Below are 17,296 nucleotides of genomic sequence, written 5' to 3'. Positions count from 1 at the left end.
GGCGAACCTTCCGGGCGACGCGCCCTCCTTCACCCGCCCCGGAGGGACGTGGAGGGCGGGCGTAGAGCACCCCGCCACCTGAGGGACCCGGTCCCTCCGGTCTGCGGAGGGCGGGCGCGGGGCTGGACCGGCGCGCCGGACCCGAAGGGCCTCGGAGGGCCCCGGAGGAAGGCGGCTTTAATATTTCCTGCGAGCTGAAGCGAGCAAGGAAATTTCGTTGCCGCCGTTCCGGGGCCTGTAGGGCCCGCAGGGCCCGGCACCCCCAGGCACCCCGGCACCCCAGGGCCCCGGAAGCAACGAGGCCCCGAACCCCCTAGCTGATCCGGTCGATGATCAGCTTCCGGGCCGGACGCGACCCCTCGGGGGCAACGACGACGGCGTCGGCCAGTGCTTCGCGCGCCCGGTCGAACTTTTCGGGGGTGTCGGTCAGCAGCGTCATCAGCGGCTCACCGGCCCGGACGACGGCGCCCGGCTTGGCATGCATAACGACGCCGGCACCGGCCTGTACCGCGTCTTCCTTGCGGGCACGCCCGGCACCAAGGCGCCAAGCTGCAACGCCTACGGAGAGGGCATCGAGTTCCACCAGCACGCCGTCGGCGGGCGCGTAGATGGTTTCGGATTCGCGGGCCACCGGAAGCGCAGCATCCGGATCGCCGCCCTGCGCGGAGATCATCCGGCGCCAGACGTCCATGGCACGGCCGTCCTTCAGTGCTGCTTCCGGGTCGGCATCGGGCTGCCCGGCAGCCGTGAGCATCTCCCGGGCCAGGGCCAGGGTGAGTTCGACGACGTCCTCGGGGCCGCCGCCGGCAAGGACGTCCACGGACTCCTGCACCTCGATGGCATTGCCGGCAGTCAGGCCCAGCGGCGTGGACATGTCGGTCAGCAGGGCCACCGTGTTCACGCCGGCGTCCTTGCCCAGGGCCACCATGGTCTCGGCCAGTTCACGGGCGCGGGCTTCGTTTTTCATGAAGGCGCCGCTTCCGACCTTGACGTCGAGCACCAGCGAACCCGTGCCTTCGGCGATCTTCTTGCTCATGATCGAGGAAGCGATCAGCGGGATGGCTTCCACGGTTCCCGTGACGTCGCGCAGCGAGTACAGCTTCTTGTCGGCCGGAGCCAGACCGGCACCCGCTGCACAGATGACCGCGCCGACGTCGCGCAGCTGGGCCATCAGGGCGTCGTTGGTCAGGGCGGCCTGCCACCCGGGGATGGCTTCGAGCTTGTCCAGGGTGCCGCCGGTGTGGCCCAGCCCGCGGCCGGAGAGCTGCGGGACGGCAACTCCGAAAACGGCCACCAGGGGCGCCAGCGGGAGGGTGATCTTGTCCCCCACACCGCCGGTGGAGTGCTTGTCCGAAGTGGGTTTCCCGAGGGAGGAGAAGTCCATCCGCTCCCCCGAATTGATCATGGCGGTGGTCCACCGGGAGATTTCCGCCCGGCTCATGCCGTTGAGCAGGATGGCCATGTTCAGCGCGGCCATCTGTTCGTCCGCGATTGCTCCGCGGGTGTACGCGTCGATGGTCCAGTCAATCTGTTCCGGGCTCAGTGTGCCCCGGTCCCGCTTGATTCCGATGATGTCTACGGCGTCGAACTTTTCAGCGCTCATGTTTATTTGTCCTGCCCTTCGAGGTGCTGCGGTCCAAAAGCATCCGGCAGGACTTCGTCCATGCTTTTGATCCCGCTTACTGTCATCAACTGCATGCCCGGTGCCCGGAATTCGTAGAGCAACTGCCGGCAGCGGCCACACGGCATCAGGACATTGCCGGAACCGTCCACGCAGGCGAAGGCGGCCAAGCGGCCGCCGCCGGTCATGCGCAGCTGGCTGATCATTGAACATTCTGCGCACAGAGTCAGCCCGTAGGAGGCGTTTTCGATGTTGCAGCCGGAAACGATCCGGCCGTCGTCGGTAAGCGCCGCGGCACCCACCGGATACTTCGAGTAGGGCACGTAGGCGTGGGCCAGGGCAGCGCGTGCGGTTTCCAGGAGCTGGTCCCAGTCCACCTGGCCGGGGGTCGTCTGTGTCATGTTTTCCTTCCAATTGGGTTTCCGGTCCGGTCGGACCGGAAACCAAGAGGGACCTGCCGCCGGCTTCCCGGCAGCAGGTCCCCCTGAGAGCTATCCCTTGATGTAGGGCACGCCGCTGGCAGCCGGTCCGCGGGACTTGCCCACGACGCCGGCCACCGCGAAGATCGTCACTACGTAGGGCAGCATCGACAGGAACTGGCTGGGCACCGGGGTACCCAGCAGGCCCAAGACGTACTGCAGGTTCGTGGCAAAGCCGAACAGCAGGGCCGCGGCTGCGGCACCGAGCGGGTTCCAACGGCCCAGGATGAGGGCCGCGAGGGCAATGTAGCCCTGGCCGCCGGTCATGTCCTGGCCGAAGCTGGAGACCGATACGAGGGTGAAGAACGACCCGCCGACGCCGGCCACCGCGCCGGCGAGCAGCACGTTGGTGAACCGGGTCCGGTTGACGTTGACGCCCAGGGTGTCGGCCGCCTTGGGATGTTCTCCGACTGCACGGGTACGCAGGCCCCAACGGGTGTGGAACAGCCCGAAGTAGACCGCGGCAACAGCGAAGTACATCAGGTAGCCGATCAGCGACTGGTCGAACAGGATCGGTCCGATGATCGGGATGTCTGCCAGGAACGGGATCCGGATGTTCGGCAGGCGCGGCGCCGAGTTCAGTTCCGACGGGTTCGCGCTGAGCACGGTGGAGAAGAGGAAACCGGTGAGGCCGGACACGAGCACGTTCAGCACGACGCCCACGATGACCTGGTTGACCACGTACTTGATGCTGAAGACTGCCAGCACCAGGGAGACGAGCACACCGGCAACGGCTGCTGCCAGCAGACCGACGAAGGCGCTGCCGGAGACAGTGCCGGCCACTGCGGCGGCAAAGGCGCCGAAGAGGAGCTGCCCCTCGATGGCGATGTTGACCACGCCGACGCGCTCACACAGGACGCCCGAGAGCGAACCGAAGATCAGCGGCACGGCCAGGGTGATGCTGCCGGCAAGGAGTCCGTAGAGGGCGATGTTGGGGGTGCCTGCACTGCCGACGGACCAGGAGAGGAACGCCGCCACGAACACGACGCCGAAAATCACCGGCAGCCAGAGCGGCAGGCGCCGCCCCGACCGGACGAGGACGAAGGCCCAGGCAGCGGCCAGGACGAGCACGATTGCGCCTGCCCAGCCGAAAGCCTTGGCGGAGAACACCAGGTCCGGCAGCGTGATGGCCGCCCCGGGGTCGGTCAGTCGGAAGGTGACGTCGGTGGCCGGAGCCCCGAAGGCGAAGAACACCAGGGACAACAGGGCGAGCACGCCCAGCAGGATGGGTGTTTTCCAGCTGCGCACAAGTGTGGCGGGCGCCGGGTTCAGCGCGGGGGTGGTGGTGGTTGCGGTGCTCATGCTGCTCCTCCGGCACTTGCGGCGGGCTTGCGGGCGGAGCGGAAGGCTCCGGGCGGCGGGATCCTGAACAGCGAACGCACCAGCGGCGGGGCCGCGATGAACAGCACGATCAGGGACTGGACCACCAGGACAATGTCGATGCTGGTACCGGTGTTGGTCTGCATGGCGACACCTCCGGCGCGGAAGGCGCCGAAGAGCAGGCCGGCAGCGAAGGTTCCCCACGGCGTCGAACGGCCCAGCAGCGCCACCGTGATGGCGTCAAAGCCGAAGCTGGCAGCCACGTCGGTGGTCAGCACGCGCTCGGTTCCGGAGACCTGGGACACGCCGGCGAGGCCGGACAGGGCGCCGGCGATGAGCATAACCACCACGTAGCCCTTCGTGGTGCTGATGCCGGCGTTTCGGGCGGCGTCGGGGTTGGCGCCCACGGCACGCAGTTCGAACCCGATGGTGGAGCGGTTGAGCAGCCACCATACGAAGACCGTGGCCGCGATCGCCAGGATGAAGCCCCAGTGCAGGCGGAAGTCAGAGCCGAACAGCTTGGGGAACATGGCACTGTCAACCAGCAGCGGGCTGATCGGGTTGTTGCTGCCCTCTCGCTGGAAACCGGGAGTGGTGAGCAGGAATGCGACCAGCTGGATGGCCACGTAGTTGAGCATGATGGTCACGATCACCTCGTGGGCACCCGTGCGGGCCTTCAGCAGGCCTGCAATGCCGCCCCAGATGGCTCCGCCGAGCAGGCCGGCGATGATCACCAGGAGGATGTGCAGCCCTGCGGGCAGCTGCCAGGTGAACCCGACCCACGCCGCCAGTGTGGCGCCGATGATGATCTGGCCCTGCGCACCGATGTTGAACAGGCCGGCACGGAACGCCAGCGCGACGCCGAGGCCGGCGCAGATCAGCGGGGTGGCGGTGGTCAGCGTCTGGGTGAGGGGGTAGATCGCACGGGTGAAGGACTCAGCCTCCAGGTTGATGATCGACCCCTGGAAGAGCGAGTAGTACGCTCCGGCCGCCGCGTCCCAGGCCGCGGCGAAGAAATCGCCGGGACGGTTGAACAGGTAGCCGGCTGCCTCGGTGGCTTCCTCGTTGGTCAGGGCGATCAGCACCCCGCCCACAATCAGGGCCATCAGGACGGCGAGGACGGATACCAGCCCGTTTCCGGTCACGATCCGCTCGAGGACGCCGCGACGGGCGTCCAGCTCCGGCAGGATGGTGCTGCCGACGGCGGCGGCGGGCGGCGCCAGCTGGCCTCCGGCGGTCTCCGCAGCTACTTCGAGGCGTGCCTCGTCGGCAGCCGAAATCTTGCGGTCTGGTGCTGGCCCACCAGTGGTGGACTTTTCCGGGCTCACTGCGCCCCTCCCTCAATAATTGGTGTTTCCTCGGGCGCGGCCTCTCGGGCCAGCGCCTCGTCGGCGGTCATGCCGGCCATCATCAGGCCCAGCACATTCCGCGATGTGCCGCCGGGCACAATGCCCATCAGGCGGCCGCCGTACAGCACGGCAATGCGGTCACCGAGCTCCAGGACCTCGTCCAGTTCGGTGGACACGATCATCACCGGCGTGCCGGCTTCCCGTTCGGCGATGATCCGCCGGTGCAGGAATTCGATGGAACCAACGTCCACCCCGCGGGTGGGCTGGCTGGCGATGAACAGCGAGAGCGGCCGGGACAGTTCCCTGGCCATAACCACCTTCTGCTGGTTGCCGCCGGACAGTGTGCCCGCCGGGGTGGCAGCAGTCTGGGTACGGATATCGAACTCGGTGATCTTTTCCTCGGCGTTGGCGCCGACCACCGCAGGCTTCATCGACAGGCCGCGCGCAAACGGCGGCTCGTCATAGCGGTTGAGGACCAGGTTTTCGGCAACCGAGAAGGTGCCGACCAGTCCGTCCACGTTGCGGTCCTCGGGGACGAAGCCGACACCGGCGTCGATGATCTTGTGGGTCTTCATGCCCACGAGTTCCCGTCCGTCCAGCTTGATGGAGCCGGTCACGTGTTCCTGCAGGCCCATGACCGCTTCGGTGAGCTCGGTTTGGCCGTTGCCCTGCACACCGGCAACGGCAAGGATTTCGCCCTTGGCAATGCCGAAGCTCAGGCCGTTAACCACCGGCTGGCCGCCCGCGGAGACAACCGTGAGGTTTTCCACCCGGAAGGTCTCTTCGCCCGGGACGGCCGGAGCCTTGTCCAGGCTCAGGCTGACTGAGCGGCCCACCATCAGTGCTGCAAGTTCCGTAGTGCCGGCGCTGGGTTCTGCGGAGCCGACTACCTTGCCGCGGCGGATTACCGTGATGACGTCGGAGACGGCCTTGACCTCGCGGAGCTTGTGCGAGATGAAGACGACGCCCTTGCCGTCACTGGTGAGCTGGCGCATGATGCCCAGCAGTTCGTCTGTTTCGCGCGGGGTAAGGACGGCGGTCGGTTCGTCGAGGATCAGGACTTCAGCGTCCCGGATCAGCGCCTTGATGATTTCCACGCGCTGCTGGACGCCGACGGGCAGGTCCTCCACGAGGGCATCGGGGTCGACGTCGAACCCGTACTGGTCCGAGATTTCCCGGATACGGCGGCGGGTTTCGTCCAGGTTCAGCATTCCGGCGAACCGGGTTTTTTCGTTTCCCAGGGCCACGTTCTCGGCCACGGTAAAGACCGGTACCAGCATGAAGTGCTGGTGCACCATGCCGATGCCGGCGGCCATGGCATCCGAGGGGCCGCTGAAGGTTACCGGTCGCCCGTCGATGAGGATCTGTCCCTCGGTCGGCTCGTAGAGGCCGTAGAGGACATTCATCAACGTCGATTTACCGGCGCCGTTCTCGCCGAGCAGGCTATGTACCTGCCCCGGCTCGACCACGAGGTCGATGTGGTCATTGGCTACCAGCGAACCGAATCGCTTGGTGATGCCTTGAAGCTCGAGTTTCACAAAACCCCAACCAATCTGTTCTAAAAAGTGCTGTGTGGGAGGTAGGGCTGTCCGGCACAGACAAACCGCCATGTCCGGCAGTCGCAACTGCGGGGCATGGCGGTTGTCTGAGGGCAGTTCGGTCCGCTGTTACTGCTGCGGGCTGGACTCGGATTCGATCTTGATCTCACCGGAGATGATCTTGGCCTTCAGGTCCTCGACTGCGGACTTGACCTCTTCGGGGACGTTGGCTTCCTGGTCGTGGAACGGTGCCAGGTCGACGCCGCCGTTCTCCAGGGTGCCCACGTACGGCTCGGCGCTGAAGTTGTCTTCGGTGGACTCGGTGATGACGTCCTCGACTGCGTCGCCCATCAGCTTCATGACCGAGGTCAGGATGAATTCCTGACCGATTTCCGCGGTCTCATATCCGTCGGAGTCAACCCAGACCGCGCGGACGTTCTTGCCGCCTTCGTTGGCCTCGACCACGGCTTCCATGGTGCCCAGGCCCACCGGACCGGCGACGGGCATGATGACGTCGGCGCCTTCGTTGATGAAGTTCTGCGTCAGGGTCTTGCCTGCGGCACGGTTGTCGAAGCTGTCGACGAAGGAGTCAGCGCCGAGGAGCTTGACGTCCTTGCCGTTCTCCTTGTTGAAGTACTCAACGCCCTGGGCGAAGCCCTCCATGAAGATGGTGACGGTGGGGATGTTCATGCCGCCGTAGGTAGCGACGGTGCCGGTCTCGGAGGAGCCTGCAGCGACGTAGCCGGCAAGGAAAGCTGCCTGCGCCGTGTCGTAGATGATCGGCTTGACGTTGTCGAGCTCGATGGCGTTGTCATCGACGATCGCGAAGTTCACGTCGGGGTTCGCTTCGGCAGCGGCCTTCGTGGCGTCGGAGAGCAGGAAGCCGACGGTCACGGTCAGGTCGCAGCCGGCCTGGACCATGCTGTCAACGTTGTTCGTGAAGTCGGTGGGCGCCTGGGACTCAGCGTCGCGGGTCTCGATGCCCAGGGAATCCTTCGCCGCCATCAGGCCTTCGTAGCTGGACTGGTTGAAGGAGCGGTCATCCCAGCCACCGGCGTCGGAAACAATGCAGCCGGTGAAGTCGCTGTTGGCTGCTTCGGAGCCGCCTTCTTCCTCTTCCGGTGCAGCACCGCAGCCGGAAAGCAGGAGAGCTGACACGCCGAGCATGGCGGCGGAGACGCCTGCGTTGCGCTTAAAGCTGCGCGGGTAATTCTTCAATGTTCCTCCAGAAAAGAAATGGTTTTCGCCGAACGGTGCCCTTGAAGGTGCAGCGTGTGGCGCAGCGCTCCGTCCGTCGTTGGACCGCAGCAACATAACCATAATGTGTCGGAGGCAACACCAAGTCCAAATCCGGTGCTGGTGGAACATTGTTTACATGTTGTTATCAAACGGGCACTTCCGGCCTGAACCGGGCTGATATGGTCCCGCCCCGTTCACATGCGCAGCGGCAGCCGCTATTGTGTCGCCAGGTTACGCGGGCCCGCAGGGCCGGACGGGCGCCGCTGATTCAGTGCCGCAGGCCCCGGGCGGCGCGGAGGGCGGCCGCCGCCATCACGCTTACGCCGCAGCTGATAGCCCGTTCATCCGGGTTGTAGTCTCCGCGGTGCAGATCGAAGGTTTCCCCGCCCGGCGAACGTGTGCCAAGCCGCATCAGGGCGCCCGGAACCGCCTGCGTCATCCAGGCAAAGTCCTCCCCGCCCATCGACTGCGGGGCCAGCACGACGGCGTCTTCGCCCAGTTCGGCGCGGGCCGCCGCTTCGATCAGGCTGATCTCGGCGTCGGCGTTAATAACCGGGGGAACGCCCCGGATGTGTTCCAGATGCACGTCGACGCCGAACGGCGCCGCGATTTCCCGCACCACCTTGTCCAGCAGCTCGCCGGCGGCGTGCCAGGCCTCGGCGTCGAGGCAGCGCATGGTGCCGGCCATGAATCCGTGTCCGGGAATGGCATTGGGCGCGGAACCTGCGTGCATCTGCCCCCACACCACGGAAACACCGCTTCGCACGTCGATGCGGCGGGAGAGCACGGCCGGAACACTGACGGCAATCTCGGCCAGCGCGAAGACCAGGTCCTCCGTCAGGTGCGGGCGGGAGGTATGCCCGCCGCGGCCGCTGAGTTCGATCCGGATGGTGTCTGACGCCGAGGTAATCGCGCCGATGCGGGTGCCTACCTGCCCCACATCCACCCGGGGGTCGCAGTGCAGGGCCAGGACGCGCGGGACACCGTCCAGGCCTCCCTGCTCGATCACCGAGAGGGCGCCTCCCGGCATGACCTCTTCGGCCGGCTGGAAGATAACGCGCACCCGTCCGCCCAGCTGGCCGGCGGCGTCGAACCCTGCGAGCACCTTGGCCACGCCCAGCATCACCGTGGTGTGGATGTCATGGCCGCAGGCATGGGCTATGCCGGTGTTCTCCGAGGCGTACGGCAGCCCGGTCTCCTCCAGCACGGGAAGGGCGTCGATATCCGCCCGGACCGCCAGGCGGACGGGGCCCTCACCGATGTCCACCACAACGCCCGTGTTGTCGAGTCGCTTGGGCGTCAGGCCTGCATGCTCCAGGGCTTCGACAATGCGGTCGGTAGTGCGGAATTCCTTATGCGAGAGCTCGGGATGCGAGTGCAGGTCCCGACGGAACTCGATCAACCCGCCCAGGAGCGGCGCCACACTCCCCTGTATTGAGGGGATTGGCGAATTGCTCAAAGGGATAGTCTGCACAACCTCAAGGTTAGCCAATTCCGGAGCCAAAACGGGAATGTGCGACGCCGGAAACGACGCTGCGTGACGGTGTTCCGCGGACGGCCTACAGGACGTCGGTGTCGCCGCTGGCCTTCAGGTGTTCCACGGCTTTCTTGACTTCCTGCGCGTGTTCCTTGGTGGTCACCAGCAGGGCGTCGGGTGTGTCCACGATGACGATGTCCTCGATCCCGATCAGCGCAATGACACGCTTGGTATCGGAGACGACTATCCCGGAGGCGTTTTCGGAGTAGACGCGGGCGCCCTCCCCCATCACCGTCAGGTTGCTGTTTTCCGCTGCGGGGTTCAGGCGGCCGATCGCGGCGAAGTCGCCTACATCGTCCCAGCTGAAGGCGCCTGGGATCATTGCGACGTCGCCTGCTGCGGCCGCCGGTTCAGCGACGGCATAGTCAATGGCGATCTTTGGCAGCGTGGGCCAGACCCGACGGACCACTTCGCGGCGGCGGGTGGTGTCCCAGGCGTCGGCGATTTCCATCAGGCCGGCGTAGAGCACCGGCTCATTGGCTTCCAGGTGCTTGAGCATCAGGTCCACCGGGGCCACGAACATTCCGGCGTTCCAGCTGTAGCTGCCGCTGTCCAGGTACGTCTGCGCAACGTCCGCGGACGGTTTCTCCACGAACTCGACCACGGCGCGCGCGGTCGGTGCGCCGGCAACCCGGAGCTGCTCGCCGGCACGGATATAGCCGAATCCGGTGGACGGGTGCGTGGGTTCGATGCCGATGGTGACGATATATCCCTGCGCCGCGGTGTGCACGGCTTCCCGGACGGCGGCCTGGAAGACCTCCACGGGGGCAATGACCTGGTCTGCGGCGAAGGATCCCATGATGATCTGCGGATCCCGCTTGTAGAGGATCGCCGCTGCAAGGCCGATCGCTGCGGCCGAATCCTTCGGCTCGAGTTCCAGGACCAGGTTCTTGTTGGAGATTTCGGGCAGCTGCTGCCGCACGGCCTGCCGGTGCACGGCCCCGGTCACCACCATGACGCGGTCTCCGCTGAGCGGGCTGAGGCGCTCGTACGTGGCCCTGATCAGGGTGGACCCCGAACCTGTCAGGTCATGCAGGAACTTGGGTGCGGCCGCACGGGAAAGGGGCCAAAGGCGCGTCCCGACGCCGCCCGCCGGGATGACCCCGTAAAAACGGTCAAGAACGGACGCAGTGTCTGCTTGTGGCTTTTCGTTACTCATCACAGCCAAGATTAGCCCAGCCGGTCGGCGAGCATCAGGAACCACCCCCGATACAGCGTTTGCGCTGCGGGTTCAATGTAATCAGCGTCACACCATAGGCGAACCTAAATTGAAACCCCGGTCACGCAAGCCTAGATTATGGTAGAGCTTATATCGCTGTCGCACCGGCGTCATCACTGCGTGGAACACGCGCTAACGCCGCTGCGATGCAGGGAGGAAAATTCAGTGTCGAAGTTACCAGCAGGCACTCTCTACCGTGGCCGTGAGGGCCAATGGTCGTGGGTTGTGCACCGTATCACCGGCGTGGCGATCTTCTTCTTCCTTTTGGTCCACGTTCTGGATACGTCTTTGGTGCGCGTTTCGCCGGAGGCCTACAACGTGGTGATCGAATCCTACAAGAACCCGATTATGGGCCTCGGCGAGCTTGGTCTCGTTGCGGCCATTGTGTTCCATGCCTTCAACGGCCTGCGTGTAGTCCTGATCGACTTCTGGAAGAAGGGGCCGAAGTACCAGCGCCAGATGCTCTGGGGCGTTCTTGCCCTGTGGGCCGTTACGGTTATCGGCTTCTCTATTCGCCACCTGCCCAACGTCTTCGGGGGTTAATAACCAATGAGCACATCTACTAACGAAGCGCACGCCCTCGAAGCACCCCGTTCAGGACGCATCGCCCCGCGCTACACGCGCAATTCATCGGGCCGCGGCAACTTTGAAATGCTTGCGTGGCTGTTCATGCGCGTCTCCGGCGTGATCCTTGTTGTCCTGATCTTCACGCACCTGTTCATGAACCTGGTCCTGGGCGACGGCATCCATGCCGTCGACTTCGGCTTCGTTGCCGGCAAGTGGGCGAGCCCGCTGTGGCAGGTCTGGGACCTGGTCATGCTGTGGCTGGCCATGCTGCACGGCACCAACGGCGTCCGCGTCATCATCAACGACTACGCAGACAAGAAGGCCACGCGCATGTGGCTCAAGACTGTCCTCTATGTCGCGACCTTCGTGATCATCGTGCTCGGCACCCTGGTGATCTTCACCTTTGACCCCTGCCTTGCAGGCGCCTCGGCTGAGACGCTCCAGGAGTTCTGCGGCGCCAGCTAAGGCCTGCGCAGGACAACCAGGGTACGCCCACGAATTTCTAGTAGTTTCAACAGAAAGAGCATCTGCTATGCAGGTCCATAAGTACGACGTCGTCATCGTCGGCGCAGGCGGCGCCGGTATGCGTGCCGCCATCGAATCAGGTCAGCGCGCACGTACGGCGGTACTGACCAAGCTGTACCCCACCCGCTCCCACACCGGTGCGGCACAGGGCGGCATGTGCGCGGCCCTGGCCAATGTCGAAGAAGACAACTGGGAATGGCACACCTTCGACACCGTCAAGGGCGGTGACTACCTGGTGGACCAGGATGCAGCCGAGGTCATGGCCAAGGAAGCCATTGACGCCGTGCTGGACCTGGAAAAGATGGGCCTGCCGTTCAACCGCACGCCCGAAGGACGCATCGACCAGCGCCGCTTCGGCGGGCACACCCGTGACCACGGCAAGGCACCGGTACGCCGTGCGTGCTACGCCGCAGACCGCACGGGACACATGATCCTGCAGACGCTCTACCAAAACTGCGTCAAGCACAACGTTGAGTTCTACAACGAGTACTACGTCCTGGACCTCATCACCGTCGTCGACCTCGACGGCCAGAAGCGGGTAGCGGGCGTCATTTCCTATGACCTCGCCACCGGCGAGCTGCACATCTTCCAGGCCAAGTCCGTCGTGTTCGCCTCCGGCGGCGCCGGCAAGGTCTACAAGACCACGTCCAACGCGCACACCCTCACCGGTGACGGCATGGGCATCGCCTTCCGCCGGGGCATTCCCCTGGAGGACATGGAGTTCATCCAGTTCCACCCGACCGGCCTGGCCGGACTGGGCATCCTCCTCTCCGAGGCTGCCCGCGGCGAAGGCGCCATCCTCCGCAACTCCGAGGGTGAGCGCTTCATGGAGCGCTACGCCCCGACCATCAAGGACCTGGCGCCGCGCGACATCGTGGCCCGTTCCATGGCCAACGAGGTACGCGAAGGACGCGGCTGCGGCCCGAACAAGGACTACGTCCTGCTGGACCTGACGCACCTGGAACCGGCGCACATCGACGCGAAGCTTCCGGACATCACCGAGTTTGCCCGCACCTACCTCGGTGTGGAGCCCTACACCGAACCGGTGCCGGTGTTCCCCACGGCGCACTACGTGATGGGCGGCATTCCGACCAACATCAAGGCCGAGGTACTCCAGGACAACGACACGGTGATCCCTGGGCTGTACGCGGCCGGCGAAGTCGCCTGCGTGTCCGTGCACGGTTCCAACCGTCTGGGCACCAACTCGCTGCTGGACATCAACGTCTTCGGCAAGCGGGCCGGCATCTACGCTGCCGAATACGCCCTGACCGCCGATTTCGTCGACCTGCCGGAGAACTCCGAACTGGACACGGTCAATCTGCTGGACCACGTCCGCAATTCGGAAGGCACTGAGCGTGTCTCCGAAATCCGCCGGGACCTGCAGAACACCATGGATGCCAACATGCAGGTCTTCCGCACTGCGGAGACCATCCAGCAGGTCCTGACGGACATCGCTTCCTTCGAGGAGCGTTACCAGAAAATCAGCGTCCAGGATAAGGGCAAGCGCTTCAACCTCGACCTCCTCGAGGCCGTGGAGCTGGGCTTCCTCCTGGAACTGGCGAAGGTCATGAGCGTTGCCGCCCTGCACCGCACCGAATCCCGCGGCGGACACTTCCGCGAGGACTTCCCGGAGCGCGACGACGAGAACTTCATGAAGCATTCCATGGCCTACAAGGTTGACGAAGCCGAGAATGCCGAGCACACCGCCGGCATTCGGCTGGACACCAAGCCGGTCATTTTCACGCGCTACGAGCCGATGGTGAGGAAGTACTAATGACAACCGAAATCGCCGAGCCGGCCTCGAAGGTAGAGCTCCCCGAGTCAGTCGGCGGAGAGATCCCCTCGTTTGAGATCACCCTGAAGGTCCGCCGCTACAACCCCGAGGTTTCCGACGAAGCCTACTGGGATGAGTGGAAGCTGACCATGTACGGCACGGACCGCGTGCTGGACGCACTGCACAAGGTCAAGTGGGAGCACGACGGCTCGGTTTCGTTCCGCCGTTCCTGCGCCCACGGTGTCTGCGGCTCCGATGCCATGCGCATCAACGGCCGCAACCGCCTGGCCTGCAAGACCCTGCTGAAGGACCTGGACACGTCCAAGCCCATCCTCGTCGAGCCCATCAAGGGCCTGCCGGTGGAAAAGGACCTGATCGTGGACATGGAGCCGTTCTTCCAGTCCTACCGCGAGATCATGCCGTTCCTGGTGACCAAGGGCCACGAGCCCACGAAGGAACGCCTGCAGTCCGCCGAGGACCGTGAGCGCTTCGACGACACCACCAAGTGCATCCTCTGCGCCGCGTGCACGTCCTCCTGCCCCGTCTTCTGGACCGACGGCCAGTACTTCGGCCCGGCGGCAATCGTGAACGCGCACCGCTTCATCTTCGATTCGCGTGACGACGCCGGAGATATGCGCCTGGAGATCCTGAACGACAAGGAAGGCGTGTGGCGCTGCCGCACCACCTTCAACTGCTCGGAAGCATGCCCCCGCGGCATCCAGGTCACCAAGGCCATTTCAGAGGTCAAGCAGGCCATCCTGGCCCGTTCCCTCTAAGTACTTCCCCGCGCAAGGCGCCGGTAAGCGGATTCCTCCGCTTACCGGCGCCTTTTGCGTACTCGATAGAGTTGCTCCATGCCTTCGTTTGAATCTGTGTCCTTTCCCGGCGTCAACGGGACCACGCTCTCCGGAACCCTCGATGTCCCCGACGGCGGTGCCCGCGCCTGGGCGGTCTTTTGCCACGGCTTCACGCTGGGAAAGAACAGCGCCGCGGCCTCCCGGATTTCCAAGGCCCTGGCCGGCCACGGCATCGGGGTGCTCCGCTACGACGCCGCGGGGCTGGGCAGCTCCACCGGCAGGTGGGAAGACGGCAGCTTCAGTACCAAGGTGGCAGATGTGCTCAGTGCCTGCGGCTTCATGGCGGATACCGGCCGCCCGGTCTCCCTGCTGGTCGGACATTCGCTCGGCGGCGCGGCCGTCCTGGCGGCCGCTTCACGGGTTCCCGGACTGGACGCCGTCGTCACCATTGCCGCGCCCTTCCGTCCCTCACATGTGGTCCACCTCTTTGAATCGGAGCTGGACCGGATCCACGAAGAGGGTTCGGCAGCCGTGGATCTGGGCGGCGGGGAACTGGAAATCCGCCGCCACCTGATTGAGGACCTGCGCGGCCATGACCTCACGGACAGCATCAAGGAGCTGCACCTGCCCCTGCTGGTGATGCACTCCCCCACCGACAACACCGTGGGCATCGACAACGCGAGCGAGATCTTCCGGACGGCACGGCATCCCCGGAATTTCATTTCGCTGGAAGGCAGCGACCATCTGATGGTGGACCGGGCCCAGACAGCGCGTGCAGCGGCAATCATCGCCGCGTGGGCCGGCACCTATCTTGATCTGGGCAGGGAGTCCTAGTCCGGCTGTTTCCCAGATCCGAGCCGGACGTGCTCCTGCAGCTTCCACAGGCCGGTGGCATCGTGCTCGTAAAGGCCCACGCAATCCACCGTAAAGCCTGCGGAATAGCGGTCCAGCCGGCGGACGGCCTCGTCCATGCTCTGCTCGCTGACATCGTGCGCCACCGTAACGTGCGGGTGGAACGGGAAGGCCAGGTCCCGGGCCAGCGGGCCGCTCTGGAGCTCCTTATGCAGCGCCGTGCACTCGTCAAAGCCCTCCTCGACGTTCAGGAAGACCACCGGCGAAACCGGCCGGAAGGTGGCGGTCCCCTCCAGCGTCACCCGGAACGGTTCCTGCGCCGCGGCGACCTTGCGCACATGCCGCAACGTCGCTTCCCAGTCATCCGTTTCCGTGGTCGTGACCAAGGTGATGTGGGCAGGGATCAGTGCCGCCATGGGATCCCCGAAGGATGCCCGTGCCGCCTTCAGCTCGCTCGCCATCGGCTCCGGAACCGCAATCACGATCCCCACGCAGCGCGCATCGCATTGAGGAGCGTGGCTGCCGTTCATGCTGCCGGCTGCCATGGCCTGGTCGTAGGATTCGGAGATTCTCATGGGATTACGCGGTAACGCTGCCCAGCGGCAGGAAGCCGACCTTGTTGTACACGTCCGCGAGGGTCACCGAAGCCGATTCCCGCGCCTTGGCGGCACCCACTGCGAGCAGGCGGTCCAGCTCGGCCGGATCGTCCAGCAGGTGCAGTGCACGTTCACGGATGGGCCGGATGTGTTCGGTGACGACCTCCGCGAGGTCCACCTTCAGGTGTCCGTACATCTTCCCCTCGTACTCCTTCTCCAGTGTTTCGACGCTGCGTCCGCTGATCAGGGAGTAGATGGACAGCAGGTTCGAAACCCCGGGCTTGGCGTCCCGGTCGAAGCGGATCTCGCTGCCGTCGTCGGTCACGGCCGATTTGATCCGCTTGGCTATGACCTTGTCCTCATCGAGGAGGTTGATCAGGCCTGCCGGCGATGCGGCGGACTTGGACATCTTCGCCGAAGGGTTCTGCAGGTCGTAGATCTTGGCTGCTTCTTTTTGGATAAAGACCTCGGGCACCACGAAGGTCTCGCCGAACCGGGTATTGAACCGCTTGGCGAGGTCCCGGCTCAGCTCCACGTGCTGCCGCTGGTCTTCGCCCACGGGCACGCCGTGCGGCTGGTAGAGCAGGATGTCGGCCACCTGCAGGATCGGGTAGGTGAACAGTCCGACGCTGGCCGAATCCGAGCCGAAGCGCTGCTGCTTGTCCTTGAACTGCGTCATGCGGGAGGCCTCGCCGAATCCGGTGAGGCAGTTCAGCACCCAGGCCAGCTGGGCGTGTTCGGGCACCTGGGACTGGACGAACAGAGTGGCCTTGTCGACGTCGACGCCGCCCGCGATGTACTGGGCAGCGGTGACGCGGGTGCGCTTGCGCAGGTCCGCGGGATCCTGGGGCACCGTGATGGCGTGCAGGTCCGGGATGAAGAAGTAGGCGTCGTATTCGTCCTGGAGCCGTACCCAGTTCACCAAGGCGCCGAGGTAGTTGCCCAGATGCAGGGAATCCGCGGACGGCTGCATGCCCGAGAGGATGCGCCGGCGGCTGCTGGAAGACTCAGATGTCATGGAGGAAACCCTTAGAACTGGTAGTCGATCACTACTGGAGCGTGGTCTGAGAAGCGCGAGTCGTACGTGGGGGCACGGTCGACGACGGCGGTGACGGCGCGTGCCGCCAGCTCCGGCGTGGCCATGTGGTAATCGATCCGCCAACCGGAGTCATTGTCGAACGCCTGTCCGCGCCAGCTCCACCAGGTGTAGGGTCCGTTGACCTCGCCGGCCAGGGACCGGTGGACGTCGGTGTAACCGATCTCTTCGCCGAAGAAGCGGTCAAAGTAGGCACGTTCCTCGGGCAGGAAACCTGCGCGCTTGACGTTGCCCTTCCAGTTCTTGATGTCCAGGGGCGTGTGTCCCACGTTCAGGTCCCCCACCACCAGCACGAAGTCGCTCGTCTGTGCCAGGGCCGGAAGCCGGGCGGCCATCGTGTCGAGGAAGCGGTACTTGTCCACCTGCTTGGGCGTATCCACCTCGCCGGAATGGACGTAGGCGCTGACGACGGTGAGGATCTTCTCTTCTCCCGCGACGGCAACCTTGAAGTCCGCCTCCACCCAGCGGCCCGAACGTGCGAAGTACTCGTCGCCAATGTGTTCCCGGACGGCCACGGGCTCCGTGCGGGAGGCGATGGCAACACCGGCACGGCCCTTTGCATCGAGGCATTCGGCGTGCTGGACGTGCCAGGTATCACCGAGCAGGTCCTTCAGGATCGCGTCGGGGGCGCGCACCTCCTGCAGGCACAGGATGTCCACATCGCGTCCTGCCAGCCAATCGGCCATGCCCCGCTTGTAGGCGGCGCGGATGCCGTTGACGTTCACGGACGCAATGCGCAGCGTTTCCCCGGAACTGTCCACAGTCCCTGTTGATGCCGTCCCTGTTG

General features: G+C 65.1%; 16 protein-coding genes. 5 read left to right on the top strand and 11 right to left on the bottom strand.

The window, feature by feature from the left end; translation table 11 throughout:
• Nucleotides 1–313 precede the first annotated feature (313 nt).
• From NNX35_RS13090 to NNX35_RS13055, 8 genes are all read right to left on the bottom strand, one after another.
• Complete coding sequence (locus NNX35_RS13090; RefSeq protein ID WP_255867994.1) at nt 314–1,603, bottom strand: thymidine phosphorylase; 1,290 nt, start codon at nt 1,601–1,603, stop codon at nt 314–316.
• A 2-nt stretch (nt 1,604–1,605) separates the two neighbouring features.
• Entirely contained in the window at nt 1,606–2,022 is a 417-nt protein-coding gene (locus NNX35_RS13085) for a cytidine deaminase (RefSeq protein WP_255766950.1), read from the bottom strand.
• A 90-nt stretch (nt 2,023–2,112) separates the two neighbouring features.
• Nucleotides 2,113–3,402 (bottom strand): ABC transporter permease, encoded by a 1,290-nt coding sequence (locus NNX35_RS13080; protein WP_255863479.1) that lies wholly within the window; start codon nt 3,400–3,402, stop codon nt 2,113–2,115.
• Entirely contained in the window at nt 3,399–4,748 is a 1,350-nt protein-coding gene (locus NNX35_RS13075) for an ABC transporter permease (protein ID WP_370647061.1), read from the bottom strand. Before NNX35_RS13075 ends, NNX35_RS13080 begins: the two co-directional genes overlap by 4 nt.
• The gene (locus tag NNX35_RS13070) at nt 4,745–6,307 is read right to left on the bottom strand and encodes an ABC transporter ATP-binding protein (protein WP_255863480.1); all 1,563 of its coding nucleotides are present in this window, start codon (nt 6,305–6,307) and stop codon (nt 4,745–4,747) included. Before NNX35_RS13070 ends, NNX35_RS13075 begins: the two co-directional genes overlap by 4 nt.
• A 129-nt stretch (nt 6,308–6,436) precedes the next feature.
• Nucleotides 6,437–7,525 carry a BMP family protein gene (locus NNX35_RS13065; RefSeq protein WP_370647059.1) on the bottom strand — a complete coding sequence of 363 codons (1,089 nt, stop codon included), beginning with the start codon at nt 7,523–7,525 and terminating at the stop codon, nt 6,437–6,439.
• A gap of 289 nt (nt 7,526–7,814) precedes the next feature.
• Nucleotides 7,815–9,005, bottom strand: a complete 1,191-nt coding sequence (locus NNX35_RS13060) for an amidohydrolase (protein ID WP_255867993.1) — start codon at nt 9,003–9,005, stop codon at nt 7,815–7,817.
• Nucleotides 9,006–9,105: 100 nt separating this feature from the next.
• The gene (locus NNX35_RS13055) at nt 9,106–10,242 is read right to left on the bottom strand and encodes a mannose-1-phosphate guanylyltransferase (RefSeq protein WP_255766946.1); all 1,137 of its coding nucleotides are present in this window, start codon (nt 10,240–10,242) and stop codon (nt 9,106–9,108) included.
• A gap of 225 nt (nt 10,243–10,467) precedes the next feature.
• Between NNX35_RS13055 and sdhC the strand changes: the two genes are divergently transcribed.
• The 5 genes from sdhC (at nt 10,468) to NNX35_RS13030 (ending at nt 14,799) form a co-directional block, all read left to right on the top strand.
• Nucleotides 10,468–10,845 carry a succinate dehydrogenase, cytochrome b556 subunit gene (gene sdhC, locus NNX35_RS13050; protein ID WP_255867992.1) on the top strand — a complete coding sequence of 126 codons (378 nt, stop codon included), beginning with the start codon at nt 10,468–10,470 and terminating at the stop codon, nt 10,843–10,845.
• 6 nt (nt 10,846–10,851) lie between these two features.
• A complete protein-coding gene (locus NNX35_RS13045; RefSeq protein WP_227924224.1) occupies nt 10,852–11,334 on the top strand; it encodes a succinate dehydrogenase hydrophobic membrane anchor subunit in 483 nt (160 codons plus the stop codon).
• 67 nt (nt 11,335–11,401) lie between these two features.
• Nucleotides 11,402–13,168 carry a succinate dehydrogenase flavoprotein subunit gene (gene sdhA, locus NNX35_RS13040; protein WP_255766945.1) on the top strand — a complete coding sequence of 589 codons (1,767 nt, stop codon included), beginning with the start codon at nt 11,402–11,404 and terminating at the stop codon, nt 13,166–13,168.
• The gene (locus NNX35_RS13035; protein WP_146363732.1) at nt 13,168–13,944 is read left to right on the top strand and encodes a succinate dehydrogenase iron-sulfur subunit; all 777 of its coding nucleotides are present in this window, start codon (nt 13,168–13,170) and stop codon (nt 13,942–13,944) included. The genes sdhA and NNX35_RS13035 overlap by 1 nt, the downstream gene beginning before the upstream one ends.
• A 78-nt stretch (nt 13,945–14,022) precedes the next feature.
• Nucleotides 14,023–14,799 (top strand): S9 family peptidase, encoded by a 777-nt coding sequence (locus tag NNX35_RS13030; RefSeq protein WP_255766943.1) that lies wholly within the window; start codon nt 14,023–14,025, stop codon nt 14,797–14,799.
• Here the strand turns inward: NNX35_RS13030 and NNX35_RS13025 are convergent.
• From NNX35_RS13025 to NNX35_RS13015, 3 genes are read right to left on the bottom strand one after another with little or no spacing between them, the layout of a single operon-like run.
• Nucleotides 14,796–15,392, bottom strand: a complete 597-nt coding sequence (locus tag NNX35_RS13025) for a 2'-5' RNA ligase family protein (protein ID WP_370647058.1) — start codon at nt 15,390–15,392, stop codon at nt 14,796–14,798. The two genes, NNX35_RS13030 and NNX35_RS13025, sit on opposite strands and share 4 nt — an antisense overlap.
• Before the next feature lie 4 nt (nt 15,393–15,396).
• Nucleotides 15,397–16,431: a tryptophan--tRNA ligase gene (trpS, locus tag NNX35_RS13020; protein WP_255766942.1), complete on the bottom strand. Its 1,035-nt coding sequence runs from the start codon at nt 16,429–16,431 to the stop codon at nt 15,397–15,399.
• 11 nt (nt 16,432–16,442) lie between these two features.
• Nucleotides 16,443–17,270, bottom strand: a complete 828-nt coding sequence (locus NNX35_RS13015; RefSeq protein ID WP_255766941.1) for an exodeoxyribonuclease III — start codon at nt 17,268–17,270, stop codon at nt 16,443–16,445.
• Nucleotides 17,271–17,296 lie beyond the last annotated feature (26 nt).

This window comes from Arthrobacter sp. zg-Y844, from assembly GCF_024385465.1.
Classification (GTDB): domain Bacteria; phylum Actinomycetota; class Actinomycetes; order Actinomycetales; family Micrococcaceae; genus Arthrobacter_B.
The sequence above is the reverse complement of the archived record's forward strand: the minus strand, read 5'-3'. Positions and strand labels throughout refer to the sequence as shown.